Source organism: Roseibium sp. RP-7, from assembly GCF_053005225.1.
In genome coordinates, this window is sequence record NZ_JBRKQA010000001.1 from 2,018,202 (window position 1) to 2,043,493 (window position 25,292).

Below are 25,292 nucleotides of genomic sequence, written 5' to 3' on the forward strand. Positions count from 1 at the left end.
ACAATTCGGAGACAGGATCGCGCTTTATGGTTAATTGAGGGTGAAGAGGAAAAAAGACCTGTCCGGCACCCTGTCAAATTTGCGCATGCATTAATTAACAGGGCGACCCCGGAGACTGTAACCAGCTTAACCGAACGCTTACCATAATTCGACATAGTTTGCCGGTATCTTGGAGTTTCAAAAGATGAATGCTGAGCGGCAGACACATTCCGAAGACGATATGGCGCTGGATCTGGGTGGTCTGTTGCGGACGATCGGTCGATCCCTGGGCTGGCTTGTGCCACTCACGCTCTTCGTCACCGTTGTCGTCTTTCTGGGGCTCCAGTTCGTAGCGCCCAAATACAAGGGCGAAGCGCGCCTTATCATCGAGAGCACGGACAATCTGCCCGGTGCATCGCGAGGGCAGGAAGAAGAGCGAGCCCTGCTCGACAGCGAAGGTGTTGTTAGCCAGGTTCAACTGCTCAAGTCCGCTGATCTGGCGCGGCGTGTCGCGAACAAGCTCAACCTTGCTGCGATCCCGGAATTCGATGCCAACGACGATGGCAGCCTCGTCAATCTCCTGCTGTCTCTGGTCGGGTTCGGAAACGAGACCGAAGGCAATAGCGAGGAAGAGCGGGTCCTCAAGCATTATTACGAGAACCTGGAAATCTACCGGCTGGAAGGATCCCGCGTGATCGCGGTGGACTACACCGCCGAAAATCCGGTTCTGGCGGCCAAGGTCGCCAATACGATTGTTGATGAGTATCTCTCGGTTCAATCCAGCGCAAAACGGCAGACGACCGAGCAGGCCTCCGCTGCGCTGGAGCCTCAGATTGTCGAATTGCGCCGGGAAGTTCAGGCAGCCCGGCAGGCGGTGTCGGATTTTCGCGCCCGCGCCGACCTTTTGATCGGCGCTGACAATATCCCGCTCAATCAGCAGCAACTTGCCGAAACGAGTACCGCTTACTCCGACGCCCAGTCCTCCAAGGCCGAGGCGCAGGCCAAAGCCGACCTCATTCGCGAGTTGCTGAATTCTGGCGGTTCTCTCGAGACTGCCAGCGATGTGCTGAATTCCGCACTCATTCAGCGTCTGCGGGAGCGTCAGGTCGAAATTCAGTCCAATATTGCCGAACTCTCAATCACACTGTTGCCCAACCACCCGCAACTGAAGGCGCTTCAATCTCAGCTTGGTGATTACGACCGGCAAATCCGATCGGAAGCACGCAAGATCCTGCAGGGGCTGGAAAACGATGCGAAGGTGCAAGACCAGCGCGCAAAAGCACTAGGGGCACGCCTTGAGGAGCTGAAGACGGCTGCGGCAAAATCCAACGCCGATCAGGCACGGCTCGCGGAACTGGAGCGCGAAGCCAATGCCAAGGCGGCGCAACTTGACCAGCTTCTGCTGAGTTTCCAGGAAGCTGATTCCCGCTTGCGTGCACAGGTTCTGCCTGCCGATGCCAGGATCATCTCTCGTGCCAGCGTGCCGGTAGAACCGGATTCGCCCAAAATCATTGCCAGCACTATCATTGCTGCGCTTGTCACCTTTATTCTCGGATGTGCCTTTGTGCTCATGCGCGAATTTCTGAACGGCAATGCGCTCTACCGGATGCAGGATGGTTCGTCTGAAGGGCCGCGCGTCGCACCGCGCATGGATGAGCGGCCGCAGTCAGGTCCTCAGGATACCGTGCGGGCTGAAAACCCAGGCTGGGGCGGCGGCTACGGTCAGACCGTTGCCAGCTACAGGATCGATCCTGGCGAGTGGAGCAAAGCCGACACGCTTCGCGACGCTAAACCAAGCGTCCCTGAAACAGCCGTTAGCATTGATGAACCTACCGAAGAAACGGTTCCTGAGCAGACCCCGGAACCCCAACCCCAACCCCAACCCCAGGCCTCGGAAAAGACACAGCGGCCAAAGGGACGCATCGGGATCCTGTCCGGCAAGCTTCGTGGTCGCAAAAAGAAGACCGGCTACGATCACGATGTCAGCCCGGACTGGGTGGGGGACATGCGGGGTTCGAAGGAAGCCGAAGCAGAGGTGCCAGGCGCGGAAGTCGCTCCTGTTCCTGTGGTTTCAGCCAGCAAGACAAGTAGGCAAGCAAAGCGGGAAGAGCAGCTCAAGACAACGCACGCGGACGATGTCGAAGCGGCGGGACGCGTTGTAGTGCTCAGCGTCGATGATGAGGCCCTGTCTCACGAGCTCGCTTTCGACCTGATCCGGAAGGCGGCCGGACGTGGCAAGTCTTCTCTCATCATGGAAGTCTTTCCCGATCAGACCAACCTGAAGGGGGCCGAAGGGTTCTCCGACATCGTGGCCGGAACGGCGCCTTTCGCCAAAGTGGTCTATCGCGATGCCGGATCAAAGGCGCATATCATTGAGGCCGGGCGGGTTGAGATCACGGACGAAATGGTGAACTCGGAACGTTTCAAGCTCGCTCTTGAAGCAATCAAGTCGACCTATGAAACTGTGGTTGTCGATCTTGGCGCCATCGATGGGTCGCTGGCGAGTGCCCGTATGTTGAGTTTCGCGGACAGGGTATTGATTGCAGCATCGGCGCCAGACCACGGCCACGAACTGCAAAGTGCGGCCAATCTTCTGGCACATAACACAGGCGCGAAGGTCGAAGTCGTGATTTCTGGTGGAACCGGACCGGGGCCGCGCAGAAACGGCGACGGGCACGCCGCCTGAGGAAGATGTTGGCGACAGTTGGTCGCCAACTGTCTAACTGTTGCCGGAAAAACCAGCTTTCATCCTGCGCAAATGCCGGATCAGCGGCCACAGGACCGATGAATTCCGGATGCAGGATTTGGCTTTCAGCCTCGCGGCTTCCTGACGCATGCGGAGAGCCCCTTTCCAGGTCATCGCCAAAAGGCTGTCCTTCAAAGGCACTGGTTCCGCCCACGTGGTCTTGTAGCGCTCCTCGCCAAGGCCGAGGTCCAGTGTGTCGATGGTCGGATCACCGCACGCCCGTTCGATGATTTCCTTGATCAGGACCAGCCCTGGACTGTTGGGCAGCATGTCGTCATGAGCAACGCTGTTGCTGTAGGCATAAAGCGTCTTGCCATGCTGGGCGCACAGATAGGTGGCCCTGATCCGGTCTCCCGCTTCCAGGTACCAGAGATCCAGGGGACGAGCGCCGTGATCTTGCGCGCTGCCCGTTGCATCCAGTCCAATCACGCTGGACAGGAACGTCTTCGCTGGGGGCGCCGAAAAAACATTCGGAATGCCCGCTTCCCTTGCCCTGACAGAGCGTTGTTCAAGAAAGGCATCAAAGCCACGTTGTCTGTCGACAGGGGAGGTGGCTTTGGCAATCGTGTAATTACCGGCTGCCTGAAGATGTCGTTCCTTGCGAAGCAGGTTCTTGCGTGAGGACTTGCTGTGTGTGTCGTTGAACAACTGTCCGAAATCGGAGGGCAGAGCGCGGGCGAAAACAGGGCTCGGGCTTGACGTTGCTCCTTTGAAAACCAGCGGATGGTCTCGCCCTAGCCAGGTCTCCGGAACGTTTTCAAGCTTGAGGAGATCAGCACCGACCTGTTTGCAGACGGCAGACAGGTGGCTTTTCATCTCGTCTGCCGTGGCACCTCGGTAGAAATCGGCATGCCAGAGGCCCGTATTCTGGTTGCCGTTCTGGTGGCCGAGAAACGTCAGCGCAGAGGTTCCAGCAGACCGTTCAAGTTGCAGTGGCAGCAGAAAAACCGCCTGACCGCGACACCGTCCGACAACGATCACCGGCGTGCAATTCAGGCTCTGGCCGACTGTCTCGAACCAGCTGCAAAGCCAGCCAGGAGACTGGTATGGATTACTGTGCAGCACATCCTTTAGTTGTTGCCAGTCAGCCTGTGCTTCGCTAAGCCTCGTGAATATGGACAATTCAAGGTCTGTTGAGGACACGGTGCTCACCTCGCACCAGAGCGCGTGAAAGACAGGCTGAAACGGTTATTGAAAATCGGATAAACCATTTTGAACGAACATGAAGGAAAGACAGGACGTCGCGCTGGCAGATCAAGCTAAGTCTCGATAGATTTAGCAATAATTGTTAAAGAAACCGTGCCTAACTGGCACATTCTAGCAAGGTGGGCATTTCGGCCACATGGGCATGCGGCACAAGACGGTAACACGTGCATTCAGTGTACTTAAGGGAACGGGGCTTGGCCGTATGCTGGCACCGTTTACCCAGGGCTGTGGTGCTGTGTTTATGATGCACCATGTCCGGTCGGCCCGCTCCGATGCTTTCCAGCCGAACCGTCACCTCGAAATCACGCCCGAATTTCTGAAGCTCGCGGTCGAGCGAATTAGGGCAAACGGCTATGAAATCATATCGATGGATGAAGCCGTCGATCTGCTCAAGTCCGGTTACGGGCACCGCCGTTATGCAGTGCTGACCTTCGATGACGGGTACCGGGACAATCTGTCTGTCGCCTATCCGATTCTGAAGGAACTGGAAGCTCCTTTCACCGTGTTCGTCACAACCGGGCTGATCGACCGGACCAGCGAACTGTGGTGGCTGGCCCTTGAGAAGATCATCGCAGACAACGATGAAGTTGTCTTCACAGCTGCAGGCAATTCAGCCGGCATCCCGTGCAGAACACTTGCAGAAAAAAACGCGTGTTTCGAAAAGATCGTCGATCATCTGACACTGGAGGTCGGCGAAGGAGATCAGCGCAAGATCATCCGGGCGCTTGCTGAAAGATACGGCGTCGACCTGAAAGCCCTGGCGGACGGGCAGATGATGACGTGGGACGAGACCCGCCAACTGGCTGGTGATCCGCTGGTTACCATCGGTGCCCACACCCACGATCATTTTGCCATGGCGCGGTTGAACGCAGATGCCGCCTGTGAAGATGTGACCAGGGGCCTTGAGCGGCTGGAGAAAGAACTCGGCCGCAGGCCGAAGCACTTTGCCTATCCGTATGGAAAATCACACGCGGTTACACCGCGCGATGCGGATATCTTGCGGGAGATCGGCTTTGCCTCGTCTGTGACGACGCTGCCCGGTGTGCTTCAATCCGTCAACGCGCGCGACCCGATGATGCTGCCACGCGTCTCCCTGAACGGCCGGTTTCAAGACCCGGCTGTCGTCGACCAGTACCTGACGGGGGCGCCCTTTGCGCTTTACCGGGTTGCCCGGTGGGCTGCCAACGGGTTTGGTGTCAGGTCCGGCTTTTCCCGCCTCTTTCCATCCACCAGATAATCGCGCCTGCCGGGATGACCCAGGCCAGACCTGCGATGCCGAAGTAGATGAAGCGGACCAGGTTCGAGGACTGCTGCAATGTCAGGTCGCCGATCACCATCGCGGTGAGGGCGTAGACCACCACAAAAACAACCAGCAGCACCATGCCGATAAACTTGCGAAACGAGGGAACCATTGTCGGGCGTGTCCGTTGACCGTGTGTGAATCCGCGCGATGAGGGACCTTTTGCCGCAAAACGTCCCGGACCGCTTGCCGTCTTGCTCCTGCACCTATATCTCCGCAAGCCAAAGGTCAAACTCACGATAAGAATTTCCGGAAGCGGCTCATGATTGCGATTGCAGAAGGTGTGAAGAACGAACAGATGCTTCCGGCCAAATTGCAGAGATTGCGACAGAACAGGGCCCTGATCCGATGGTGGCTCTACTTCGTTTGTGCGCTGATCCTGGCCATGGTCGTCGTCGGCGGAGCGACGCGTCTGACCGAATCCGGGCTGTCAATCACCGAGTGGAAACCCATCCACGGCGTCATTCCCCCGCTCAGCGAAGCGGAGTGGGAAGAGGAGCTGGAGAAATATCGCCAGATTCCGGAATATCAGCTCATCAACAAAGGCATGAGCCTTGACGAGTTCAAGTTCATCTTCTGGTGGGAATGGGCGCACCGGCTGCTGGGGCGCTTCATTGGTGTTGCGTTTTTTGTTCCCATGGTGGCGTTCTGGGCAACTGGCAGGATAGAGCCCTGGCTGAAGCCGAGATTGCTTGTCGGCCTGGCACTTGGCGGTTTGCAGGGCTTTGTCGGCTGGTGGATGGTGGCATCCGGTCTGGTGGACAGGGTGGATGTCAGTCAGTACCGGCTGGCCACACACCTGACGCTCGCACTCTTCATTTTTGCCTATCTTTTCTGGATTGCCCGGCGGCTGAGCCCCTTGCCCGAACCCGAAATTCAGGAGCAGGAGCGGCTCGCAGGGCTGGGCAAACTGGTTCTTTTCCTTGTCTTTGTTCAGATGTTCCTGGGAGGTCTCGTCGCCGGGCTGAACGCCGGCTTGACCTTCAATACATGGCCACTCATGGATGGCCAGTTCATTCCGCGCGGCATGCTTGCCATCCAGCCTATCTGGCTGAATTTCTTTGAAAACGTGATGACGGTTCAATTTCAGCATCGCATGACGGCCTATGTGCTGGTGTTCACCGGTGTGGCGCTGGCCTGGAGTACCTTCCGCGTGAGCCGCCGCAAGGAGCTGCGCCGGGCAGGCGCCCATGTTGGGGGCTTCCTGTTGCTGCAGGCGATCTTCGGCATTCTGACGTTGCTGTGGCACGTGCCGCTGTCCATCGCTCTGGTGCATCAGGGCTTCGCGGTTATCGTCCTGGCGGCTGCGGTTGACTATGTGGCCATGCTGAAAGGGCCTTTCGCCATTCGCAGCTAGGCTCCGGAAATCGCAACTGTTGGGGAAACGGGCAGCCGCGTGGAAGCACTTCGCTCCGAACGCTGCGGCTCTCCGATCCAGGGTTTCCGCTGCGCTTACGGCCTCGGGGCCCGAACGGAAGTACAGGCAAAAAAGCCCGCCGATTGGCGGGCTTTTCGTTTGTTCAGCTGGTGCCTCTTAGCCGGAAAGGGCCTGATCGAGATCGGCGATGATGTCATCGACATCTTCCAGCCCGACCGAAATACGCACCACATCCGGGCCCGCACCGGCCGCGGTCTTCTGTTCATCCGAAAGCTGCCGGTGTGTGGTGGACGCGGGATGGATGATCAGACTGCGCGTGTCACCGATGTTGGCCAGGTGTGAGAACAGTTCCACTTTGCTGACCAAGGCGACGCCTGTGTCATAACCGCCCTCAACGCCGAAGGTGAACACGGCACCGGCGCCTTTTGGCATGTACTTCTGTTGCAGGGCGTGGTGCTTGTCTTCCGGCAGGGCTGCGTAGGACACCCATTTGACCTTGTCGTGGGCCGCGAGGTGAAGCGCGACTTTCTTGGCATTGTCCGAGTGACGCTGCATGCGCAGCGGCAGGGTTTCGATGCCGGTCAGGATCATGAAAGCGTTGAAGGGCGAGATGGCCGGTCCGAGGTCGCGCAGACCAAGCACACGGCAGGCAATCGCAAAAGCGAAGTTGCCGAAGGTCTCGTGCAGGACGATACCCTGATATTCCGGCCGGGGCTGGGACAGCAGCGGATAGTTGCCGCTGGCAGACCAGTCAAAGCTGCCGCCGTCGACGATGATGCCGCCCATGGAATTGCCGTGACCGCCCATGAATTTGGTCAGCGAGTGCAGAACGATATCAGCACCGTGTTCGATCGGCCGGCACAGGTATGGTGTTGCCATGGTGTTATCGACCACCAGCGGCACACCCTTTGCCTTTGCAATTGCCGCAATCGCCTCGATGTCGACAACGATTCCGCCGGGATTGGCCAGGCTCTCGATGAAGATCGCGCGTGTGCGGTCGTCAATCGCCGCTTCGAAGGACGACATGTCCGCAGGGTCGGCCCACTTCACGCCCCAACCGAAGCTCTTGAAGGAGTGGTTCAGCTGGTTGATGGAACCGCCATAGAGCTTGTTTGCGGCCACGATGTTGTCGCCGGGCTGCATCAAGGTATGGAAGCACAGAAGCTGAGCCGAATGACCGGAAGCTGTCGCAAGTGCGGCGGTACCGCCTTCAAGCGCTGCAACGCGCTCCTCCAGAACAGCCGTCGTCGGATTGGTGATGCGTGTGTAAATGTTGCCGAAGGCCTGCAGCCCGAATAGGGAAGCGGCATGATCGACATCGTCGAAAACGAACGAGGTCGTCTGGTAAATCGGTGTCGCCCGCGCGCCTGTCGAAGGATCCGGCGCTGCGCCAGCGTGAATCGCGAGAGTGGAAAAACCTGGAATATTTTCGCTCATTAAAAGACCTCCCTGTTGGATTGGCGGCCAGTTTGACCGAAGGAGCAGGGCAGGTCAAAGAACGATTTTGCGGTTTTGTGATCTAAAGGAAATTATGTATGTCAAAGCGTTAGGCAGGATTGGTGGCCTTTGCCTCCTGCCAGGGTGGGGCATGTCTGCCTATTGGTCGGAAGGGTCCTTCCGGTTCTCCAGCTTCACACCGAAATAGACACCAAAAAGCAGTGCCGCCGCCAGCAGTGGCAGGCTCCATGCCAGAAATGTCGTATCTCCGAAGACTGCAAACACAGCGGCCTTCCTCCCGGTTCGAAAACTTGGATGCGAGGCAAAAGGTTAACGATATCTTATGGAGAAAGTGGAAAGAAATTCATCGGCATTCGGAGCAAATTGAGCGAAAGCTCTTATAAATTGAACTTAAAATTGTCAGCTTTTGTCGGTTGCATCATCTTTCGTGCGCCTGGTTGCGCGCGGGCCGTTTGCAGATGGTTTCTGCAGATGAATCAGTACCGCGATACAGACGACGAACGCGACAGTCGCGAGCGCGAATATCATTAGTATTGCCCCCATGTATCTGTCGTCAAAGGCGCAAATTCGCCTGAACGCAGATCAAAACCCCATCCCTGAAGTCCCGAAGTATAGCAGAAACACGCAGGGGTAGAAGTGGGGGTGTATACATTGATTTCGGTTCAGCTGCCCTTCTGTTCCCGCTCGCCGGACTGGGCCTGCTCTCGTGCCCAGGTCTCGTCACGGTGGGCGAAGGGGGATCCGTGTTCGGCCTTGTGCACGAATGCGAACAGCAGCAAGGCAACCAGAGCTGCCATAGCCATGAGAACCCATTCAAATGCGGTAAACAGGGTCGGGTCCTGGGTCATGCTGCCTCACGCTACTGATGGCATCCGGTTGGCTTCCGGACGGCGGTATCTCGACTAACGAGCTATCCGGCGAGCATTGTGCGAAGCTGATGCAATGGGGAAAATTAGCTGTCTTTTTCCCCAGAAAGCCCGCGATGCTGAAACCCTGCTTTCAGAGCAGGGCGCTTGGAGGAAAGCGTACGCGAGTTGACACCTGCCCATCCGATTTCACCTGACAGTCGACCATACTCTATCTTGGGGCAGCGGTTCATCACCATCTTGATACCGGCAGCTTCGGCTCTTGCTGCCGCTTCGTCGTGGCGCACGGTCAATTGCATCCAGATGACCTTGGGCAACTTGCCGCTGGCAATAACTTCGTCGACGATTACGCCTGCCGCTTCGGAATTGCGAAAGATGTCGATCATGTCGGGAACCGCAGGCAATTCGTCGAGCGAGGAATAGACCTTCTGTCCCAGGATCTCCTTGCCTGCCTGACCGGGATTGATGGGCCAGACCTCGTATCCCTTGGACAAAAGGTATTTCAGCACGAAATAGGACGGCCGGACATTGTTGGCACTCGCGCCGATCATGGCGACGGTTTTCACCTCGTCGAGAATACCCTTGATGTAGGCGTCCGGATAAGTGTCGTGATTCATGGAATGGAGATCCTCAGATTTGTCGCGCTATCCAATGCGAAATGACACCTGCCTGCAAGGGGCCTTCTGCCGCAGACCGGTCCGCCTCGAAGAATTGTGACACTGCGCAGGGACGGTCAGGCGCGATAAGCGGCTCACCGGTAAACGGGAGAGGCTAAACAGGCATACGGAAGGCGGCGTTTTATGAGTGAGTTGAAAAAGCGGTTCCAAAAGGTGCTGGAAACGATCGACCGGTCGCTGGACGATCCGCTTGATGTTCCTGCGCTTGCGGGGGTGGCCGCCTATTCGAAGTTTCACTTTCAGCGCCAGTTCTCGGCCTTCTTTGGCCTCGGAGTTGCAGAATACCGGCGGCTCCTGAAGCTGAAACGCGCAGGACAGCAGCTCGCTTTCAGGGTGGAGCTGCCGGTCACTGAGATTGCCTACGATGCGGGCTACGAAAATCTCGAGAGCTTCTCACGTGCGTTCAAACGAGATTTTGGGCAAAGCCCTTCGGCTTTCCGATCAACGCCCGACTGGTCTGTCTGGCACAGAACCTATGACCCATTGCTGAATTTGAAAGGACAGTTCATGTCGGATCAGCATCTTGATGTCTCGGCCGTCCGGATCATCGATTTTCCTGAAACACCCGTCGCCCTGCTTGAGCATCGCGGGTCACCGCAAGAGGTGCCCGCATCCGTCAGACGCTTCATTGCCTGGCGCAAGGCAAATGCAAGCCCTCCCTCCAGTAGCGCGACGTTCAATATACTCTTTGACGATCCCAGAACGGCGCTGCCTGAAGAATACCGGTTCGGCATTTGCTGCGCTGTAGCAGGACAGTTCAAAGAGAATGCGGAGGGCGTGGTAGCCGCAACGTTGCCCGCAGGACGCTGCGCCGTAATCAGGCATTCCGGTCCGCTCGACTTGGCTGAAGAAACAATCCGCGCCCTTTATCGCGACTGGCTGCCACGAAGTGGCGAGGAGCTGCGGGACTTTCCGCTGTTCGTTCAACGCCTCAGCTTCTTTCCGGATGTTCCGGAGCATGAAGCGCAAACCGATATCTTCCTGCCGCTGAAATGATACGGAACCGCAGTGGTAATACGGTGAGTTGACAGGAGACACTCAGGCCTGCTTTGCCGCCTGTTCTTTCCTGAATTCCTTGCGGATCATCAGTTTCAAACCGGACCAGATGCCGTCAACGGCACAAACCTTTACGTCCACAAGCCCCATCGGCAGGCAAAGCTCGCGGATGGTGTCTTCGGTGACGTCGGTCGGTAACTTGCTGGCCTTCTTGGGCCAGGAAACCCAGATCATGCCGTCCGGGGCCAGCAGGACCCGCAAGGTTTCCAGTAGTCCAGTCAGCTCAACCCGTTCGGTAACAAACACATGAGCGCACTCAACACCCGGTTCCGGCGCGGCACGAATGACCGCGCCAGGGGCCTGTGTCTGCAGCAAGGCTGAAATGTCTTCCGGCATCCGGTGACGCCAGCAGATCATTCCCGGTTTCAGCCCCAGTTTTGCGTATAGCGGACGTCCGGAATAACCGGCTTCAGGCATGTCTTATCCTTGTTGCCTCCAAACGGCAGGGCGGATCAGCTGTCCGTCCATTCTGGTTTGCGTTTTTGCAGAAAGGCGTTGATGCCTTCTTCCGCATCCCGGGCCATCATGTTCTCGACCATTGTTTGTGCCGCGAAATCATAGGCTTCCGACAACGGCATTTCCAGCTGACGGTAAAAGGCTTCCTTGCCGATCTTCACGGTCTTGGCAGACTTGGAGGCAATCGATTCCGCGTATTTCTGGACGACCTGCTCCAGGTAGTCACGCGGGACGATGCGGTTGATCAGGCCGAAATCCTTCGCGGTGGATGCATCGATGCTTTCACCGGTCAGAAGCATCTCCATGGCCTGCTTAGGCGCAACATTGCGCGAGAGCGCAACCATTGGTGTGGAGCAGAAGAGGCCGATATTGACGCCTGGCGTGCAGAAGGTGGCCGTGTCGGTAGCGATGGCAAGGTCGCAGGAGGCAACCAGTTGGCAACCGGCTGCGGTCGCAACACCTGTTACCACGGCGATCACAGGCTTGGGCAGGCGCACAATCTGCTGCATCAGGTCCGAACACTGGCGCATGATCCGCTCGTAGGTGGCTTTCCCGCCGTCCGCTTCACCGCGCGCAGCGGTTAGTTCCTTCAGGTCGTGGCCAGCGCAGAAGACCTTGCCTTCCGCACCAAGCAGGACAACACGTACTGCAGGATCCTCGGCCGCCTTCCGAAGTTCACCGGCTAGAGCGGTCATCATCTCGCTCGAAAGAGCGTTCATCCGCTCCGGTCGCTGCATCACGATCCGGTAAACGCCTTCATGAAGAAGCGTTGCGAGCATCGGTTTCTGGATCTCGTCATTTGCGGCGGTTTCAGACATGGAACGCTCCCTCAAGATTTGCTTTGCCGACGTTATAGCCGACGCGGGCAGGGCGGCGAAAGTGTCCGATCGGCTGGTGGCTGCCGCCGATCACAGATGGTTTATCTGACGAAGCGTCAAGTCGCTGGCGGTTCTTTCGGTTTCGGTTATCCTTTCGGCATGTGGAGGCTTTCCGAAGTCCGCTCACTTGCAGGTGCAGTCGCCTTGCTGCTGGCACCTCTCGGTCCCGCGCTTGCGCAGGAACAGGTCGATGTCGCTCTGGTCCTTGCTGTCGATGTCTCCCGCTCCATGTCGCCTGAAGAACTCCAGATCCAGCGCCGCGGATATGCTGCCGCCATCGCCAGCCCGGAAGTGGTGCGGGCGATCGGGTATGGGGCTCACGGCCGGATCGCTCTCATGATGTTCGAATGGGCCAACGAAAGCCATGCGCGCGAAATTGTCGGGTGGTCGGTGATCGAGGGCGTGGAAGATGCTCAGGAGTTCGCCGACAAGGTTCTGGCGGACAGCACCTACGGTCAGCGCCGAACCTCGATTTCCGGCGCAATCTGGCATGCTTCGGCCCTCCTCGCCGATGCACCTTTCAAGGCAGACCGCCGCGTGATCGACATCTCAGGGGATGGTCCCAACAACCAGGGAGCACCTGTGGTCCAGGCACGCGATGCCGCCGTGGAGGCCGGTCTGGTGATCAATGGATTACCGCTGATGACAACTGGTGGCATGGGCTTCCAGTTCAACATTCCGGACCTGGACGTCTATTATCAGCGCTGCGTCATCGGCGGGCCCGCCAGCTTCGTCATACCGGTGAACGACTGGGAACAGTTTCCCGAAGCCGTTCGTCGCAAGCTGATCCTCGAGATCGGCGGCGTCAAGCCGCCCGAACCACAAGTCACCCCGGCCCAATTCACCTTCGAAGAGCCATATGACTGCCTCGTGGGAGAAAAGATCTGGCGGCGTATGCGCGAGCAGTATTTCTGGGATCAGTAGCGGCAGAGCAAATCTGCCGCCCGTTCATGCTTGCTAGCCGAAGGAACGACACCGTCAACCTCGGCGGCGTCTCCGCCTGCGCTCTCCGCCGGCTGCATCCGACCCCGCGTCAGCCTCCTTGCGTACCGGCAATTCGACGGCAGCTCGAAGGTGGGGGAATTGATCGACCTTGTTGGGCAAGGCCATTGCATTGACGAAATGCTCCTGGAACTTGGGCTCCAGAGCGGTCTCGATCTTTTCGATATCGCGCACCGTCTGCTCGATCTCGCGCCTGTAGCCGCGGTTGAGCAAAGCCATCCGGGCGCCTGTCCCGGCAGCGTTGCCGACGCCGGAGACACCTTCCAGCGGGCAATCCGGTATAAGGCCAAGGATCATCGCGTACTTTGGGTCGATGTAGCTGCCGAAGGCCCCCGCAAGGCGAATCCGGTCCAGATCATAGGTGCCGAGCTTGTCCTGCAGAAGTTTGACGCCGGCATAAAGCGCACCCTTGGCGAGCTGGATCGCGCGAATGTCCGTCTGAAGGATCGATATTTCGACCCCGTCGTCAGCAATCAGATAGGAGAAGGTCCGGCCGGTGGATTTGACGCGCGATGTCCGTTCCGCCATCGAGCCGTCGATAACACCGTCTTCCGTGATGAGGCCCGCCAGATACATCTCGGCAACGGCCTCGATAATGCCGGAGCCGCAAATGCCGGTAACGCCGACAGTGTCGACCTTTTCGGCAAAGCCTTCTTCATCCGACCATTCGTCGACACCAATCACCTTGAAGCGAGGCTCAAGCGTTTCCTTGTCGATGCGGATGCGCTCGATTGCACCGGGTGCCGCGCGCTGGCCGGACGAGATTTCGGCGCCTTCGAATGCAGGGCCGGTTGGAGAGGACGCTGCCAACAGCCGGTTCCGGTTACCCAGCACGATTTCCGCATTGGTACCGACATCGACAAGCAGCGTTATCTCGTCGAGCTTGTAAGGGCTTTCTGCAAGCGTTGCAGCAGCAGCATCGGCACCCACATGGCCGGCGATGCAGGGCAGCATGTAGACACGTGCACCCGGGTTCAGTTCCAGATCCAGATCGCGCGCGTTCAAAACCATGGCGTCGGAGGCTGCGAGCGCGAAGGGAGCGCCGCCAAGTTCCACCGGATCGATACCGAGGAACAGATGATGCATGACCGGGTTGCCGACAAAGGTCGCATCAAGCACATCCGTGCGTTCTGCGCCGACATCGCCGACCAGTTTGCCGATCAGCGCGTTGATGGCATCGCGCACGGCCTTTGTGAGATCCGGCAGCTTGGACGGGTTCATCTGCACATAGGACACCCGCGACATCAGATCCTCACCAAAGCGGATCTGCGGGTTGGAGGTGCCTGCGGACGAGACTGTGCGCCCGTTCTGAAGGTTGCAAAGGTGGGCTGCGATGGTGGTGGAGCCAATGTCGACGGCAAGGCCGTAGACGGCAGGTTTTTCTCCGGGCCAGAGCGCCACGAGTGTCGGCAGCACGCCTCTGTCTTCGTGGATTGCCGCGGTTACCTGCCAATTGCCCTTGCGCAGGATTGTCTGGACTCGTGGCAGCAGAGCCGGGTCGATCGTGAGGTCGGCGATGCCGGTCTCGGCAATCAGCGCCTCACGCAGGCGGTCGATATCGCCGCGCGGCGTTTCCATGTCCGGTTCGGCGATCGAGACGGATACCAGCGAGATCGGGCTGTCGGCTTCGATGTTGCGGGCTTCCGCGCGCTTGCGCACAACCTGACGGTTGGTCTGGGCATCGGTCGGGACATCGATAACCAGATCGCCCAGGATTTTTGCCTGACAGGAAAGGCGCCGGTCGGCGGGCAGTTTGCGCAAGGTCGCGTAGCGGGTTTCCGCTTCGGTGGCCCCTTCCAGGTTTTCAGCTACGCTGGTCAGGTTTTCCTTCGCGAAAGTGCCTTCCGAGATGGAAATCTGGCAGCGCCCGCAAATGCCGCGCCCGCCACATACCGACTCCACATAGACACCGAGCGAGCGGGCAGCGTCGAGCAGGGGCGTACCGACAGGAAAGGTTCCACGGCGCCCACTGGGTTGGAAAACGACTTTGGCTTGTTTGACGGTCTCGGTCATGTCTGCGATCTGCCACTACCGGTTTTGAAACACTGCGGGGACGAAGCCCAACCTTGACCCTTCACTCACAAGGAGGAGGGAGTTTTATCTGAACCTGCGAAAGCCGGAGCCATCGTGAAAACGACGCGGATCCCGCGATTTGAAACGTGCCCCTCGACACGCAAAACCCCTCCCTATTAAAGGGAGGGGATTGGGGTGGAGATTCCATCCTGAAACTGGTGAAAAGCCACCCTGTTTGCGGAAGGGGAGAGAACCGCAAACGTGTTATGACATCTGGGCTCAGCCGGCGGACCGACGCGCCGCGCGTCCACCGCGGCGGCGACCGCCTGCAGACGCACCACCTTCACCAGGTGCTGCAACCGCACCTGCAGCAGCAGGCTGGTGATCACGGTAGGTCATGATCCATTCCGAGCAGTTCGGATCAGTGCCGTTGAGCACGTTCGCCGCACGTACGGCTTCCATTTCCTGCGGGCGGCACGGGTTCATGATCGCGGAGGTCATGCCGGCACCGATGACCATCGGAATGAAACCGGCATTGATGCCGTGGCGATGCGGCAGGCCGAAGGAGATGTTGGAAAGGCCGCAGGTCGTGTTGACCTTCAGCTCTTCACGCAGACGGCGCAGCAACCGGAACACCTGCTGACCTGCGGTGCCCATGGCGCCGATCGGCATCACCAGCGGATCCACGACAATATCGTGTGCGGGAATGCCATAGTCGGCAGCATGCTGAACGATCTTCCTGGCGACTTCGAAACGAACGTCCGGATCTTCGGAGATACCGGTCTCATCGTTCGAGATCGCCACCACCGGCACGTTGTATTTCTTGATCAGCGGAAGGATCGCTTCCAGCTTCTCTTCTTCACCGGTCACGGAGTTGACCAGCGGACGGCCCTTGGCAACCGCAAGGCCTGCCTCGATGGCGGCGGTCACGGATGAATCGATAGACAAGGGAACGTCGACAAGTTCTTGAACTATCTCAAGAGTTTTGACGAGGAGTGGCGGTTCGGTCTCGTTCGGGTTGACCGCTGTCACGCCTGCGTTGACGTCAAGCATGGTCGCGCCTGCAGCCACCTGGGCCAGCGCATCGGCCTTGACGGTTTCGAAGTTGCCTTCGGCCATTTCCGCCGCCAGCTTCTTGCGGCCGGTCGGGTTGATCCGCTCGCCGATCACACAGAACGGCTGATCGAAACCGATAACGATTTCCTTGGTGGCGGACGCGACAACAGTGCGGGTCATTTATGCGCTCTCATTGGCAGTCAGGATTGAAGACGAGGTTTGAAAAGACCAGCTCCCGCGGCTGTGCAGCCACTCGGCGGTTTTCTGGATACCGCCGAAGGGATAGGCGTGAATCTGGGCCAACTGGGTGTTCGGCTGGCTGGTGACGCGGGTCTCCAGCGGATCGACCATCGTGTCAGGATCGTAGCCCGACAGCATGGAGACGACGGCACCGCCGCGCTTCTTCAAGAAGTTGAAGGAATTTTCAACACCGGCAAAAGCGGCATATTTCAGCAGGGTCGTCATCTTTGCCGGACCGGCAACGCCGACATGGACCGGGAACTCGTTGCCCCATTCGCGCAGCTCGTCCAGCCACAGGCTGACGCGGTGCGGATCGAAACCGAACTGGGTGACAATGCGGAATTCCGCATCGCTTTCGCGGGCAAGTTCGTGCTTGCGCTGCAGGAAGCTCTTGATGACGTCCGGCTTGATGTCCGGTGCGCCTTCCGGGTGACCTGCAACGGCGATCTTCTTGATGCCGAGCTTGTCGAAGAGGCCCGTCTCCAGAAGAGCGACGGATGAGGTGAGGGGGCCGGCTTTTTCTGCTTCACCGGCAATGGCCAGAACCTCGGTCGCACCTGCTTCCTGGGTCAGACGCGTGATGCGGCGCTCGAAGTCCTCGCGGCTGGCGTACCGGCGGGCCGCCATATGCGGAACGGCGGTCAGCTTGTTGTCGCGCAGGATGCGGGCGGCATCGACGATCATGTCTTCCGAGCAGTTGCCCAGATCCGTGACATAGACCTGCGTGCCCGCCGGAATAAATTCCAGAAGCTCGGTCTTTTCGACCACCTGCTTGGGAGACATTTCGGTAGAGGCGGGAAGCCGCCCATTGGCCAACAGGCGCTGATCAGTCATGTTCCGAGCCTCCATTTGCGAGCAGGGTTTTCAGTCTCTCTTTCGGATAGGCCGAGACCAGGTCGGTCAGGGCTGCGTCCGCTTCCGTTTCCAGGTCGTCCGTGACGGAGACCGGGTCTGTCCGGCGCCACTCCGCCATGTAGGCGTCGCTGTCCTTCGCACCGATCCGCATCGCGCAGGCATCAATGGCTTCCATGAACATGGCCGGCAGTTCCCGTCGGGCGGATTTGCGCCCCTGTTTCACCAGGATCTGTGCCGGGATGTCCCGCCAATAAACGATGATTTTCTGCGCCATTCTCGGACTTTCCTCCTGAGAAACATGTTTGCCGGAAGCTGGCTGATCCAGGACGCCTGATAGCGGCATCATCACGTGAAAAACCGACTTGTCCGGATGCTATTTTGCGACGCTCAGTCCGCCTGGCCCTTGTCCAGAAACGGCTGAAGCAATCCATACCCGGTTCGGCGCATTTCAAACGGCAGACCCAGCCGGTCTGCCGCGCGCCGCGCCGCATCCTCAAGGGCAGGGTCATCGGTCTGCGCAAGGTAAAGAACACGGGTGTAATGAGCGAAATACATGTCCCGCAAATGCGGGTGCCAGTCGAGGCCGAGCGGTTCGATGACCATGGTCTGGAAGTGACGGGCCAGGAAGTCGGTCAGGTAGAAGGTGCCGAGCTGGTCGTCTTCCATCTGGTCGAATTCGTCTATCCCCGTGAAGAAGGCATAGCAGTGTGCGCCATCGATGCGTCTCGCGCCGGTTTCTTCCAGCACCTTGTCGAGCAGGCCACCGGTTCCGCAATCGCCGTAGGCAATCAGAATGTCGGAATAGGTGTCCGCATTCTTGAGGATGGCCCGGCGGACTTCATCAGGGATCTTTTCCGGCGAGTTGTGAAGCTTCGCCGGAAGGCAGGTGATGTCGAGATGATCGAGGCGGTTCTTTTCGCGGATGGCAACGATTTCGCGTGCCAGAGCCCCGCAGGCAATAACAAGAACGCGGCCGGCCTTGTCGTCCGCGCTCCCATCCGTTTCAACCGGAAAGAGAGGCTCGCCCACCAACATTTCGGCAGCCTCCTTGAACATTGCCGTCAGCCCTTGTTGGCCAGCATGTTGTGGCGGCGAGCGATCAGATCTTTCGCCATTTCCACAGCAACGGCCGCGTCGCGGCAATAACCGTCAGCACCGACGGCTTCGCCGAATTCCTCGTTCAGCGGTGCACCGCCAACGAGCACGATATAATCGTCCCGGATGCCCTTGGCCTTCATTTCGTCGATCACGACTTTCATGTAGGGCATGGTGGTGGTCAGTAGAGCTGACATGCCGAGAATGTCCGGCTGATGCTCTTCAATGGCCGCAAGGTAGTTTTCGACAGGGTTGTTGATGCCGATGTCGATCACTTCAAAGCCGGCGCCTTCCATCATCATCGAGACAAGGTTCTTGCCGATGTCGTGGATGTCGCCCTTCACGGTGCCAATGACCATCTTGCCAACCTTCGGCGCACCGGTTTCCGCCAGCAGCGGACGCAGGATGCCCATGCCGGCTTTCATGGCGTTGGCGGAAAGCAGCACTTCGGGAACGAACAGGATGCCATCGCGGAAGTCGACGCCGACGATCCGCATGCCTTCGACAAGGGCCTTGGTCAGGATGTCGTAAGGTACCCAGCCACGTTCCAGAAGGATGTTAACGGCATCCGTGATTTCTTCCTGAAGACCGTCGTAGAGGTCGTCATGCATCTGCTCGACAAGTTCGTCGTCAGAAAGGGAGGCGAGATCAATATCGTCTTCGTCAGACATGGGCAGCTCCAACCAGGCACAACGGCCATCAACTTAGTGCAAAACCTTATGCCTCAAGCCGGATTCGCCGATATCTCCAAAGCGACACGGCTAGTCGTTTACGCGACAGGGAAATCAAGCCAGGCCGTTCAATGTCAATTTTGTACGGTGACGGGAAATGTTTGTAGCTGTCTAAACTTACGAGAAGGCAGTGGCGCTGCCTGCCGAAAGAAGCTTCACGCCCTGCCAGGCGGTTTCCGCACGGGCGTCGATGTCGTTTTCCGACCATTCAGCCACGGCGCGTGTCACCAGCCGGATTTGAAGATCGCCGATCAGCAGGGACAGATAGATTTCTACCGCGGTTTCCGTTTCAAGGCCTGTCAGCAGTCCGTCGCCCTGAACCTTCGCGACAAGGTCGGTTACGAGCGGCCTGATCGCGTCGCGACCGCTTTGCGCGAGGGCAGTTCCAAGCGCGCCGGTCGTGTCGGCGGCAGCTGCACGGTTGAGAGCGATTGCGGCCGGGTTCGAAAGAACGCCCAGGAGACGTCGGCCGAAGTTCCGCAGTGCCTGGGTGGGAGACGGGTTGTTTTCGATACACTCTCGAAGTGACTGGCGAATGTTTTCTGCATTGCGATCCACCAGGGCGCTGAACAACCCGGTCTTGTCTCCATACCAACGGTAGAGCGTTTCGTTGGAGGCCTTTGCTTTTTTGGCGACTGCCAGCATCGACAGATTGTCATAGCCCTGATCCAGCAGCAATTCGATCGCCGCCGCTTCTATGGCTGCTTTCCGTCGTTCCCTGGCTTCCGCCCGCATGTCGTTCTCTCCGTCGCTTGCTCAAAACCGTAATCGATGTTACGGAAATTACAATCCGTACACCTAATTACGGTTTGGAGTTTGGGATGTATCGACTTGCACTTGGAACCGGTCTCCTGGCGCTTGTTTTTGCCGGGGCCATCTTCGGTTTCTTCTATGCCTGGGTCTGCTCAACCATGTGGGGCTTGGATGCCACTGATCCTCGCATTGCGATAGCAGCCATGCAGGCCATGAACGCGTCTGTCCGGAACGCCGTTTTTGCGCCCGCTTTCTTCGGCACGCCTTTCGTTGTTGCTCTTGCCGGGGTCTTCAGCCTGTTGTCTGGCCGGCGCGCAGCCGGGGTCGCCTTTGTAGGTGGAGCAATCGTTTATGTGCTGGGTGGCATCATGCTGACGTTCCTGGTCAACGTGCCGATGAACCTCGAGCTTGCTGAGGCAGCGATCCCGAAAAACCTGAATGAAGCGGCAATGCTCTGGCGGTCCTATTCCGAGCCTTGGCAGGTGTGGAACCAGACACGGACCGTCTTCTCGGGCATTTCCCTGTTGTTGGCTGCGATCGGGCTCGTACTGCTCGGCCGAAACCCACACCGCGCTGACTAGCCAAAATCTCAACTTTCTTCATGCGTGGCTCGACCATCGCATCCACGCTGTTTGACTTACGCAAGTGCGGCCTTCGTTCGAGGCGATGTTTCGGTATGGATTGCAGGGTCGAGCCCTGCAATGACGGAGGAAGTGACGGATTGGTACTTTCTTTGATGGATTATGCAATTTGTTGGCAGGCAAACCGCTCCATCTTTTCCTTGTCTTCGTCATGCCATGGCTCGACCGTGGCATCCATGCCGTTTCAGTTCCTCTTGTGTAGCGTTTGAAGCGATGTCATTCCGCCGCAGGCTGAGAGACCGTTGGCCACACGCCACACAAAAAAAGGCAGGTCCTGAGACCCGCCTTTTCTGGTATTCGGCATCAATTCCGAATGCTCAGAACAGACCTTCGATCTGACCTTTTTCGTCCAGTTTGATGTGGTTAGCTGACGGCACGCGCGGCAGGCCGGGCATGGTCATGATTTCCCCGCAGATCACCACGATGAAGCCAGCCCCTGCCGACAGGCGGACTTCACGAACCGGCAGGCTGTGGCCGGTCGGGGCGCCTCGGCGCTGCGGGTCTGTCGTGAAGGAATACTGGGTCTTGGCCATACAGACCGGCAGATGACCGAACCCGTCGGCTTCCCAACGCTTGAGCTGGTCGCGCACAGACTTGTCTGCCAGAACTTCGTCTGCCCGGTAGATCCGTTTTGCGATGGTTTCGATCTTCTCGAACAGGGACAGGCTGTCGTCGTAGAGCGGTGCGAACTGCGCCGCGCCGCTTTCGGCAAGGGCTGCCACACGGGTGGCAAGTTCTTCGGTGCCTGCGGAGCCGTTGGCCCAATGGGTCGCCAGGATCGCTTCAACGCCGAATTCGGCGCAGTAATCCCGCACGGCCTGAACTTCCGCTTCCGTATCTGCTGTGAAGTGGTTGATGGCCACAACTGCCGGAACACCAAACTGTTTGACGTTCTCGATGTGGCGACCAAGGTTGGCGCAGCCTTTTTTCACGGCTTCGACGTTCTCGTTGCCGAGGTCTTCCTTGGCAACGCCGCCATTCATCTTCAAGGCCTTGATGGTTGCGACGATGACAACCGCATCCGGGCTGAGGCCTGCCTTGCGGCATTTGATGTCGAAGAACTTCTCGGCACCGAGATCTGCGCCAAAGCCAGCTTCCGTCACCACATAGTCGGCCAGCTTCAGGGCTGTCTGGGTAGCAACTACGGAGTTGCAGCCGTGTGCGATGTTGGCGAAAGGGCCACCGTGAATGAATGCGGGATTGTTTTCCAGCGTCTGCACCAGGTTCGGCTGCATTGCTTCTTTCAGCAGCACGGTCATGGCGCCGTCTGCTTCCAGTTCGCGCGCGGTGATCGCCGTGCGGTCGCGCCGGTAGGCAACGATGATGTCGCCGAGCCGCTTCTGCAGATCTTCGAGATCGGTGGCCAGGCAGAGGATGGCCATGATTTCGGAGGCGACGGTGATGTCGAACCCTGCTTCACGCGGAAAGCCGTTGGCAATGCCACCAAGCGAACAGACGATGGAACGCAGTGCGCGATCGTTCATGTCCATCACCCGGCGCCAGACCACGCGGCGAATGTCGATGCCCAGTTCGTTGCCCCAGTAGATGTGGTTCTCGATCAGGGCGGCGAGCAGGTTGTGGGCCGAGGTGATGGCGTGGAAGTCGCCGGTGAAATGCAGGTTGATGTCTTCCATCGGGACGACCTGCGCATAGCCGCCGCCGGCTGCGCCGCCCTTCATGCCGAAACAGGGGCCGAGCGAAGGTTCGCGCAGGCAGATCATCGCGTTCTTGCCGATCCTGTTGAGACCGTCGCCAAGACCGACCGTTGTGGTCGTCTTGCCTTCGCCGGCCGGGGTCGGGTTGATCGCCGTCACCAGAATCAGCTTGCCGTTCTTGCGGCCATTGAGGTTGGCAATGTAGTCGGCGGAAATCTTGGCCTTGGTGCGCCCATAGGGCAGGAGAGAGTCTTCGGGAATATTCAGCCGTGTGCCGATCTCCTGAATGGGTTTCATCTTGGCTGCACGGGCAATTTCAATATCGCTGGCCATGGGTTCTCTCTCCGAAGCGTTTCCGATTTCTTGTTTTCCGGATGCGGTTTTGCACCGCCCCGACTTGTGCCGGAACGCTATGGGAGAGGGCGGTGCAGCAAATGTTCCGAAAGCGACAGGATGCGCCCCGGAAGCGACGGCAATTCAATCGGCGCGGTTGCGCAGCACAGTTGCGAGAAAAACCAGCATGGTCAGAACCGCCAGAACAGAGCCGGCCTTGGCCATGATTTCCCCTTCGGCGTTGATCGCAAATACGATCCCGGGCACCAGTACGATGACGGTGAGAACCGACAATCCGTAGTGGATGAGCGCAAGGCGCGAGGCAGCTGCCTTTGGTGCAAGGGCGTAGTAGGCACCAAAGACGGCCATCATCACGAAGCCGATCAGGTTGAGATGCCCGTGTGCTGGCGCAAGCGTGTGATCAGTGGTCGCGGACATGTGGATGCCCCAGGCCATGCCGATCAGGGCAAAGAGTGCGGCGGTGGCAAAATAAAGACGTGGTATCGCTTTCATGTGTTCCCCCCGGAAGACGATGGCCATTCCTGTTTTCAGGTCCTGGCCGAGAGAAAGCTTACATGATTTGTGACAGTTGGATGACGGGAAAAGTAAATTGCAATATCTGGCGAAACGGATTTTAGTTCCGCAATGACAGATTCAGACATTCTCTCCCGTTTGCCGGCCCGCCTCAAGAAAGCGCGGCGTGCCCAGGGGCTCTCGCTTGAGGCCGTTGAAAAGCTTTCCGGCGTTTCCCGCTCCATGGTCAGCCAGATCGAGCGCGGGGAGTCCAACCCGACTGTCGCGACCCTGCTCAATCTGACCAGGGCCCTGAATGTCGACTTTGCAGGTCTTCTGGGGGAGGAGGCAGCCGAGGATCGGGTCGAGATCGTGCACGAACATCAGACCCCGGCGCTCGACAGGGCGGGAGACGGCTGCAAGATCCGCATCCTGTCACCGCCTCAGGACACAGGCCGGTTCGAAATCTATGAGCTGATATTCGCGGCAGATGGCAAGCTCGACAGCAAGCCGCACGAACGTGGAACGCGGGAGCAACTGATAGCCGAAGACGGCCGGCTTGAAGTCACGTCCGGTGTGGCCAAAGGTGTCATCGGAAAAGGGGACACGGCTCGCTACGCCGCCGACGTGCCCCATTGCATTGCAGCCGTTGGCGGCCCGGCCCGGGCGATCCTGATGGTGATTAAGTTCTGAAGGCCGCGAGCGCTTCCTTGACCTTCACACAGCCGGCAGCGGCACATCAGGCCAGGTTTCCGTGACTTCCGCCTGCACCGGCCGGTCGAGATACGTCGTCAGCACCACATAACTTCTGGTCGCCCTTACGCCCGGCAGGGCATAGACCTGTGCAAGGAAGCGTTCCATCGCGTCGGCATTGGCCGTTCGCACCTTCAGGATGACACAACAGTCGCCCGTGACGGAATGGAGTTCTTCCACTTCCGGAAAGTCCCGCAGCTTCATCATCCGCTCGCTCTTGCCCCATCCGCTGGCATCCACATGCACGAAAGCCAGAAACGGTTTGCCGACAGACATGGGATCAATGGCGGCGTTGGTGGAGGAGATGGTGCCGGACGCGATCATCCGCTTTACCCGGTCATGCACCGCTGGTGCGGACAGCCCGACCTTGGTCCCGATCTCGGCATAGGTCTGCCGGGCATTGCGCACCAGCTCGCTTAATATTCTTCGGTCGAATGCGTCCACGGGGCGGCCGGGGGTGCTGTTTTTCTGAATGGTCTCTTTATTTGATTTCATTCGGCCAGATCCTTGTTGCGGTGAATCGTGTTCGTCTGAACAGTCATATCCGAAACAGATTTCGGAAGAAGGATCTTCGACTTGATGGAGCGGACAATCAACCCGGACAAGGGCATTTACCCGGCAACACCGGATTATGTGCATGCCCTGGAAGTGACCGATGCAGGGCGGTTGCTCTTCGTCAGCGGCACCATGGGGCTTGATGTAATCGGCCGGGCTCCAGAGAGCCTGGAAGAGCAGCTCGATCTGGTTTGGGCGAACCTGCGCCGGATCCTGGCTGAAGCGGACATGACGACCGACAATATCGTCCGCGTCACCAGTTATCTTTCAGATCCCGACCATGCCGAAAAGAACCAGGCCGCACGACTGGAAGCGCTGGGCGCCCGGCGCGTCCCGACCACGGCCATTGTGGTTCGAACGCTGACACCCGAGTGGATGATCGAAATCGAAATTGTCGCGGCCGCTTAGGCGAAGCAGCAGTTCTCGGCAAATCTGGCGAGCGCAGGAGAAAGCAATGCAGTTCGAGACCTATCTGATCTTTCTTGTCACGACAGCTGTCGTGGTTTTCTCTCCCGGTGCGGCGGCCGTGGCCGTTGCGTCGCAAGGGGCGGCGAATGGTGGGCGTCGCGCACTTGGTGGCGTTTTTGGTATTGCGTCTGCCAATGCCGTTTATTTTGCGCTTTCGGCAACCGGCATTGCCTCACTGATCATTGCTTCCAACCTGGTGTTCTCGGTTATCAAATGGGCTGGTGTAGGATATCTCGTCTGGTTGGGTCTGACCGCACTCTTCACGCCGGCAGGCGCAATCCGTGTCAAGCGGTCCGGGCGGCAGTCCAGCCTGAAGGCGTTGTTCGCCCAGGGCTTCGTGATCGAGTTCGCCAATCCGAAGGCACTGCTCTATTTCGCAGCCATTTTGCCCCAGTTTCTCGACATCAATGCACCCATTGTTCCGCAGATCCTCATCATGGGCATGACGACTTTCCTGATCGACCTGACATCCTACACGGCATATGCCTTTCTGGGGGACCGCCTGACTCGTGGCGAGATGAAGAACTGGGTTGTAGGTCTCGTCAACAAATGCGCCGGGGTTGCCTTGCTCTATGCAGGTTTTCGAATGGCGGGTGTCACTGTAATGCGTTAGTATCTGCGGATATTTC

Annotated in this window: 27 protein-coding genes; 9 read left to right on the top strand and 18 right to left on the bottom strand. The window is 58.4% G+C overall.

Translation table 11 applies throughout. The features are described from left to right. The first annotated feature begins 184 nt into the window (after positions 1-184). Complete coding sequence (locus tag ACVDG9_RS09175; RefSeq protein ID WP_447237799.1) at positions 185-2,665, top strand: GumC family protein; 2,481 nt, start codon at positions 185-187, stop codon at positions 2,663-2,665. Between the two features lie 33 nt (positions 2,666-2,698). On the opposite strand, the gene ACVDG9_RS09180 is transcribed toward ACVDG9_RS09175, so the two are convergent. After that, positions 2,699-3,868 carry a GNAT family N-acetyltransferase gene (locus ACVDG9_RS09180; RefSeq protein WP_447237800.1) on the bottom strand — a complete coding sequence of 390 codons (1,170 nt, stop codon included), beginning with the start codon at positions 3,866-3,868 and terminating at the stop codon, positions 2,699-2,701. A gap of 205 nt (positions 3,869-4,073) precedes the next feature. Here ACVDG9_RS09180 and ACVDG9_RS09185 point away from each other — a divergent pair, with 205 nt between their 5' ends. Continuing rightward, on the top strand, positions 4,074-5,168 hold the full coding sequence (locus ACVDG9_RS09185; protein ID WP_228866014.1) for a polysaccharide deacetylase family protein: 1,095 nt from the start codon (positions 4,074-4,076) through the stop codon (positions 5,166-5,168). Here the strand turns inward: ACVDG9_RS09185 and ACVDG9_RS09190 are convergent. After that, positions 5,128-5,343: a DUF2842 domain-containing protein gene (locus tag ACVDG9_RS09190; RefSeq protein ID WP_023003848.1), complete on the bottom strand. Its 216-nt coding sequence runs from the start codon at positions 5,341-5,343 to the stop codon at positions 5,128-5,130. The two genes, ACVDG9_RS09185 and ACVDG9_RS09190, sit on opposite strands and share 41 nt — an antisense overlap. Before the next feature lie 150 nt (positions 5,344-5,493). Between ACVDG9_RS09190 and ACVDG9_RS09195 the strand changes: the two genes are divergently transcribed. Further along, a complete protein-coding gene (locus ACVDG9_RS09195; RefSeq protein WP_075281493.1) occupies positions 5,494-6,588 on the top strand; it encodes a COX15/CtaA family protein in 1,095 nt (364 codons plus the stop codon). Positions 6,589-6,765: 177 nt separating this feature from the next. On the opposite strand, the gene ACVDG9_RS09200 is transcribed toward ACVDG9_RS09195, so the two are convergent. From ACVDG9_RS09200 to ACVDG9_RS09215, 4 genes are all read right to left on the bottom strand, one after another. Further along, on the bottom strand, positions 6,766-8,046 hold the full coding sequence (locus tag ACVDG9_RS09200) for an O-acetylhomoserine aminocarboxypropyltransferase (protein WP_023003850.1): 1,281 nt from the start codon (positions 8,044-8,046) through the stop codon (positions 6,766-6,768). A gap of 159 nt (positions 8,047-8,205) precedes the next feature. After that, positions 8,206-8,331, bottom strand: coding sequence for a hypothetical protein (locus ACVDG9_RS09205; protein WP_023003851.1), 126 nt, complete (start codon positions 8,329-8,331; stop codon positions 8,206-8,208). Positions 8,332-8,729: 398 nt separating this feature from the next. Next, a complete protein-coding gene (locus ACVDG9_RS09210; protein ID WP_447237801.1) occupies positions 8,730-8,915 on the bottom strand; it encodes a hypothetical protein in 186 nt (61 codons plus the stop codon). A gap of 104 nt (positions 8,916-9,019) precedes the next feature. After that, the gene (locus ACVDG9_RS09215; RefSeq protein ID WP_447237802.1) at positions 9,020-9,550 is read right to left on the bottom strand and encodes a CoA-binding protein; all 531 of its coding nucleotides are present in this window, start codon (positions 9,548-9,550) and stop codon (positions 9,020-9,022) included. A 183-nt stretch (positions 9,551-9,733) separates the two neighbouring features. Here ACVDG9_RS09215 and ACVDG9_RS09220 point away from each other — a divergent pair, with 183 nt between their 5' ends. After that, positions 9,734-10,606, top strand: a complete 873-nt coding sequence (locus ACVDG9_RS09220) for an AraC family transcriptional regulator (protein WP_447237803.1) — start codon at positions 9,734-9,736, stop codon at positions 10,604-10,606. Positions 10,607-10,648: 42 nt separating this feature from the next. On the opposite strand, the gene ACVDG9_RS09225 is transcribed toward ACVDG9_RS09220, so the two are convergent. After that, entirely contained in the window at positions 10,649-11,083 is a 435-nt protein-coding gene (locus ACVDG9_RS09225; RefSeq protein ID WP_447237804.1) for a hypothetical protein, read from the bottom strand. Between the two features lie 35 nt (positions 11,084-11,118). Further along, positions 11,119-11,940, bottom strand: coding sequence for an enoyl-CoA hydratase (locus tag ACVDG9_RS09230; RefSeq protein WP_152506998.1), 822 nt, complete (start codon positions 11,938-11,940; stop codon positions 11,119-11,121). A gap of 96 nt (positions 11,941-12,036) precedes the next feature. Here ACVDG9_RS09230 and ACVDG9_RS09235 point away from each other — a divergent pair, with 96 nt between their 5' ends. Next, the gene (locus tag ACVDG9_RS09235; protein WP_447237805.1) at positions 12,037-12,924 is read left to right on the top strand and encodes a DUF1194 domain-containing protein; all 888 of its coding nucleotides are present in this window, start codon (positions 12,037-12,039) and stop codon (positions 12,922-12,924) included. 54 nt (positions 12,925-12,978) lie between these two features. On the opposite strand, the gene ACVDG9_RS09240 is transcribed toward ACVDG9_RS09235, so the two are convergent. The 7 genes from ACVDG9_RS09240 to ACVDG9_RS09270 form a co-directional block, all read right to left on the bottom strand. Next, positions 12,979-15,015 carry an ASKHA domain-containing protein gene (locus ACVDG9_RS09240; RefSeq protein ID WP_447237806.1) on the bottom strand — a complete coding sequence of 679 codons (2,037 nt, stop codon included), beginning with the start codon at positions 15,013-15,015 and terminating at the stop codon, positions 12,979-12,981. Between the two features lie 279 nt (positions 15,016-15,294). Beyond that, the gene (locus ACVDG9_RS09245) at positions 15,295-16,251 is read right to left on the bottom strand and encodes a methyltetrahydrofolate cobalamin methyltransferase (protein ID WP_023003861.1); all 957 of its coding nucleotides are present in this window, start codon (positions 16,249-16,251) and stop codon (positions 15,295-15,297) included. After that, positions 16,252-17,145, bottom strand: a complete 894-nt coding sequence (locus tag ACVDG9_RS09250; protein WP_023003862.1) for a methylenetetrahydrofolate reductase — start codon at positions 17,143-17,145, stop codon at positions 16,252-16,254. Further along, positions 17,138-17,440: a virulence factor gene (locus ACVDG9_RS09255; protein WP_031270670.1), complete on the bottom strand. Its 303-nt coding sequence runs from the start codon at positions 17,438-17,440 to the stop codon at positions 17,138-17,140. The genes ACVDG9_RS09250 and ACVDG9_RS09255 overlap by 8 nt, the downstream gene beginning before the upstream one ends. A 113-nt stretch (positions 17,441-17,553) precedes the next feature. Continuing rightward, positions 17,554-18,222 (bottom strand): DUF1638 domain-containing protein, encoded by a 669-nt coding sequence (locus ACVDG9_RS09260; protein ID WP_082444373.1) that lies wholly within the window; start codon positions 18,220-18,222, stop codon positions 17,554-17,556. Between the two features lie 5 nt (positions 18,223-18,227). Continuing rightward, entirely contained in the window at positions 18,228-18,932 is a 705-nt protein-coding gene (locus ACVDG9_RS09265) for a cobalamin B12-binding domain-containing protein (protein WP_031270674.1), read from the bottom strand. A gap of 177 nt (positions 18,933-19,109) precedes the next feature. Then, positions 19,110-19,727 (bottom strand): TetR/AcrR family transcriptional regulator, encoded by a 618-nt coding sequence (locus ACVDG9_RS09270; protein ID WP_447237807.1) that lies wholly within the window; start codon positions 19,725-19,727, stop codon positions 19,110-19,112. Positions 19,728-19,813: 86 nt separating this feature from the next. Here ACVDG9_RS09270 and ACVDG9_RS09275 point away from each other — a divergent pair, with 86 nt between their 5' ends. Next, on the top strand, positions 19,814-20,326 hold the full coding sequence (locus tag ACVDG9_RS09275) for an anthrone oxygenase family protein (RefSeq protein ID WP_447237808.1): 513 nt from the start codon (positions 19,814-19,816) through the stop codon (positions 20,324-20,326). Positions 20,327-20,703: 377 nt separating this feature from the next. Here the strand turns inward: ACVDG9_RS09275 and ACVDG9_RS09280 are convergent, their stop codons facing one another. Both ACVDG9_RS09280 and ACVDG9_RS09285 read right to left on the bottom strand, forming a co-directional pair. After that, positions 20,704-22,374 carry a formate--tetrahydrofolate ligase gene (locus ACVDG9_RS09280; RefSeq protein ID WP_168693310.1) on the bottom strand — a complete coding sequence of 557 codons (1,671 nt, stop codon included), beginning with the start codon at positions 22,372-22,374 and terminating at the stop codon, positions 20,704-20,706. Between the two features lie 144 nt (positions 22,375-22,518). Then, positions 22,519-22,887, bottom strand: coding sequence for a hypothetical protein (locus tag ACVDG9_RS09285; protein ID WP_062491737.1), 369 nt, complete (start codon positions 22,885-22,887; stop codon positions 22,519-22,521). Between the two features lie 132 nt (positions 22,888-23,019). Between ACVDG9_RS09285 and relB the strand changes: the two genes are divergently transcribed. Then, the gene (gene relB / locus ACVDG9_RS09290; RefSeq protein WP_075281503.1) at positions 23,020-23,580 is read left to right on the top strand and encodes a type II toxin-antitoxin system RelB family anti-toxin; all 561 of its coding nucleotides are present in this window, start codon (positions 23,020-23,022) and stop codon (positions 23,578-23,580) included. A 24-nt stretch (positions 23,581-23,604) separates the two neighbouring features. On the opposite strand, the gene ACVDG9_RS09295 is transcribed toward relB, so the two are convergent. Next, complete coding sequence (locus ACVDG9_RS09295; RefSeq protein WP_229003534.1) at positions 23,605-24,135, bottom strand: Lrp/AsnC family transcriptional regulator; 531 nt, start codon at positions 24,133-24,135, stop codon at positions 23,605-23,607. Between the two features lie 84 nt (positions 24,136-24,219). On the opposite strand from ACVDG9_RS09295, the gene ACVDG9_RS09300 reads away from it, so the two are divergent. Together ACVDG9_RS09300 and ACVDG9_RS09305 are read left to right on the top strand one after the other, a co-directional pair. Beyond that, positions 24,220-24,603, top strand: a complete 384-nt coding sequence (locus tag ACVDG9_RS09300; protein ID WP_447237809.1) for a RidA family protein — start codon at positions 24,220-24,222, stop codon at positions 24,601-24,603. Between the two features lie 46 nt (positions 24,604-24,649). Next, entirely contained in the window at positions 24,650-25,276 is a 627-nt protein-coding gene (locus ACVDG9_RS09305; RefSeq protein WP_075281506.1) for a LysE family translocator, read from the top strand. Positions 25,277-25,292 lie beyond the last annotated feature (16 nt).

Excerpts from the sequence above, each read along its gene's own strand:
- ACVDG9_RS09175 (WP_447237799.1), top strand. The coding sequence starts at position 185 with ATGAATGCTGAGCGGCAGACACATTCCGAAGACGATATGGCGCTGGAT.
- ACVDG9_RS09185 (WP_228866014.1), top strand. The coding sequence starts at position 4,074 with ATGCGGCACAAGACGGTAACACGTGCATTCAGTGTACTTAAGGGAACG.
- ACVDG9_RS09190 (WP_023003848.1), bottom strand. The coding sequence starts at position 5,343 with ATGGTTCCCTCGTTTCGCAAGTTTATCGGCATGGTGCTGCTGGTTGTT.
- ACVDG9_RS09195 (WP_075281493.1), top strand. The coding sequence starts at position 5,494 with ATGATTGCGATTGCAGAAGGTGTGAAGAACGAACAGATGCTTCCGGCC.
- ACVDG9_RS09200 (WP_023003850.1), bottom strand. The coding sequence starts at position 8,046 with ATGAGCGAAAATATTCCAGGTTTTTCCACTCTCGCGATTCACGCTGGC.
- ACVDG9_RS09210 (WP_447237801.1), bottom strand. The coding sequence starts at position 8,915 with ATGACCCAGGACCCGACCCTGTTTACCGCATTTGAATGGGTTCTCATG.
- ACVDG9_RS09215 (WP_447237802.1), bottom strand. The coding sequence starts at position 9,550 with ATGAATCACGACACTTATCCGGACGCCTACATCAAGGGTATTCTCGAC.
- ACVDG9_RS09220 (WP_447237803.1), top strand. The coding sequence starts at position 9,734 with ATGAGTGAGTTGAAAAAGCGGTTCCAAAAGGTGCTGGAAACGATCGAC.
- ACVDG9_RS09225 (WP_447237804.1), bottom strand. The coding sequence starts at position 11,083 with ATGCCTGAAGCCGGTTATTCCGGACGTCCGCTATACGCAAAACTGGGG.
- ACVDG9_RS09230 (WP_152506998.1), bottom strand. The coding sequence starts at position 11,940 with ATGTCTGAAACCGCCGCAAATGACGAGATCCAGAAACCGATGCTCGCA.
- ACVDG9_RS09235 (WP_447237805.1), top strand. The coding sequence starts at position 12,037 with ATGGTTTATCTGACGAAGCGTCAAGTCGCTGGCGGTTCTTTCGGTTTC.
- ACVDG9_RS09240 (WP_447237806.1), bottom strand. The coding sequence starts at position 15,015 with ATGACCGAGACCGTCAAACAAGCCAAAGTCGTTTTCCAACCCAGTGGG.
- ACVDG9_RS09245 (WP_023003861.1), bottom strand. The coding sequence starts at position 16,251 with ATGACCCGCACTGTTGTCGCGTCCGCCACCAAGGAAATCGTTATCGGT.
- ACVDG9_RS09250 (WP_023003862.1), bottom strand. The coding sequence starts at position 17,145 with ATGACTGATCAGCGCCTGTTGGCCAATGGGCGGCTTCCCGCCTCTACC.
- ACVDG9_RS09255 (WP_031270670.1), bottom strand. The coding sequence starts at position 17,440 with ATGGCGCAGAAAATCATCGTTTATTGGCGGGACATCCCGGCACAGATC.
- ACVDG9_RS09260 (WP_082444373.1), bottom strand. The coding sequence starts at position 18,222 with ATGTTCAAGGAGGCTGCCGAAATGTTGGTGGGCGAGCCTCTCTTTCCG.
- ACVDG9_RS09265 (WP_031270674.1), bottom strand. The coding sequence starts at position 18,932 with ATGTCTGACGAAGACGATATTGATCTCGCCTCCCTTTCTGACGACGAA.
- ACVDG9_RS09270 (WP_447237807.1), bottom strand. The coding sequence starts at position 19,727 with ATGCGGGCGGAAGCCAGGGAACGACGGAAAGCAGCCATAGAAGCGGCG.
- ACVDG9_RS09275 (WP_447237808.1), top strand. The coding sequence starts at position 19,814 with ATGTATCGACTTGCACTTGGAACCGGTCTCCTGGCGCTTGTTTTTGCC.
- ACVDG9_RS09280 (WP_168693310.1), bottom strand. The coding sequence starts at position 22,374 with ATGGCCAGCGATATTGAAATTGCCCGTGCAGCCAAGATGAAACCCATT.
- ACVDG9_RS09285 (WP_062491737.1), bottom strand. The coding sequence starts at position 22,887 with ATGAAAGCGATACCACGTCTTTATTTTGCCACCGCCGCACTCTTTGCC.
- relB (WP_075281503.1), top strand. The coding sequence starts at position 23,020 with ATGACAGATTCAGACATTCTCTCCCGTTTGCCGGCCCGCCTCAAGAAA.
- ACVDG9_RS09295 (WP_229003534.1), bottom strand. The coding sequence starts at position 24,135 with ATGAAATCAAATAAAGAGACCATTCAGAAAAACAGCACCCCCGGCCGC.
- ACVDG9_RS09300 (WP_447237809.1), top strand. The coding sequence starts at position 24,220 with ATGGAGCGGACAATCAACCCGGACAAGGGCATTTACCCGGCAACACCG.
- ACVDG9_RS09305 (WP_075281506.1), top strand. The coding sequence starts at position 24,650 with ATGCAGTTCGAGACCTATCTGATCTTTCTTGTCACGACAGCTGTCGTG.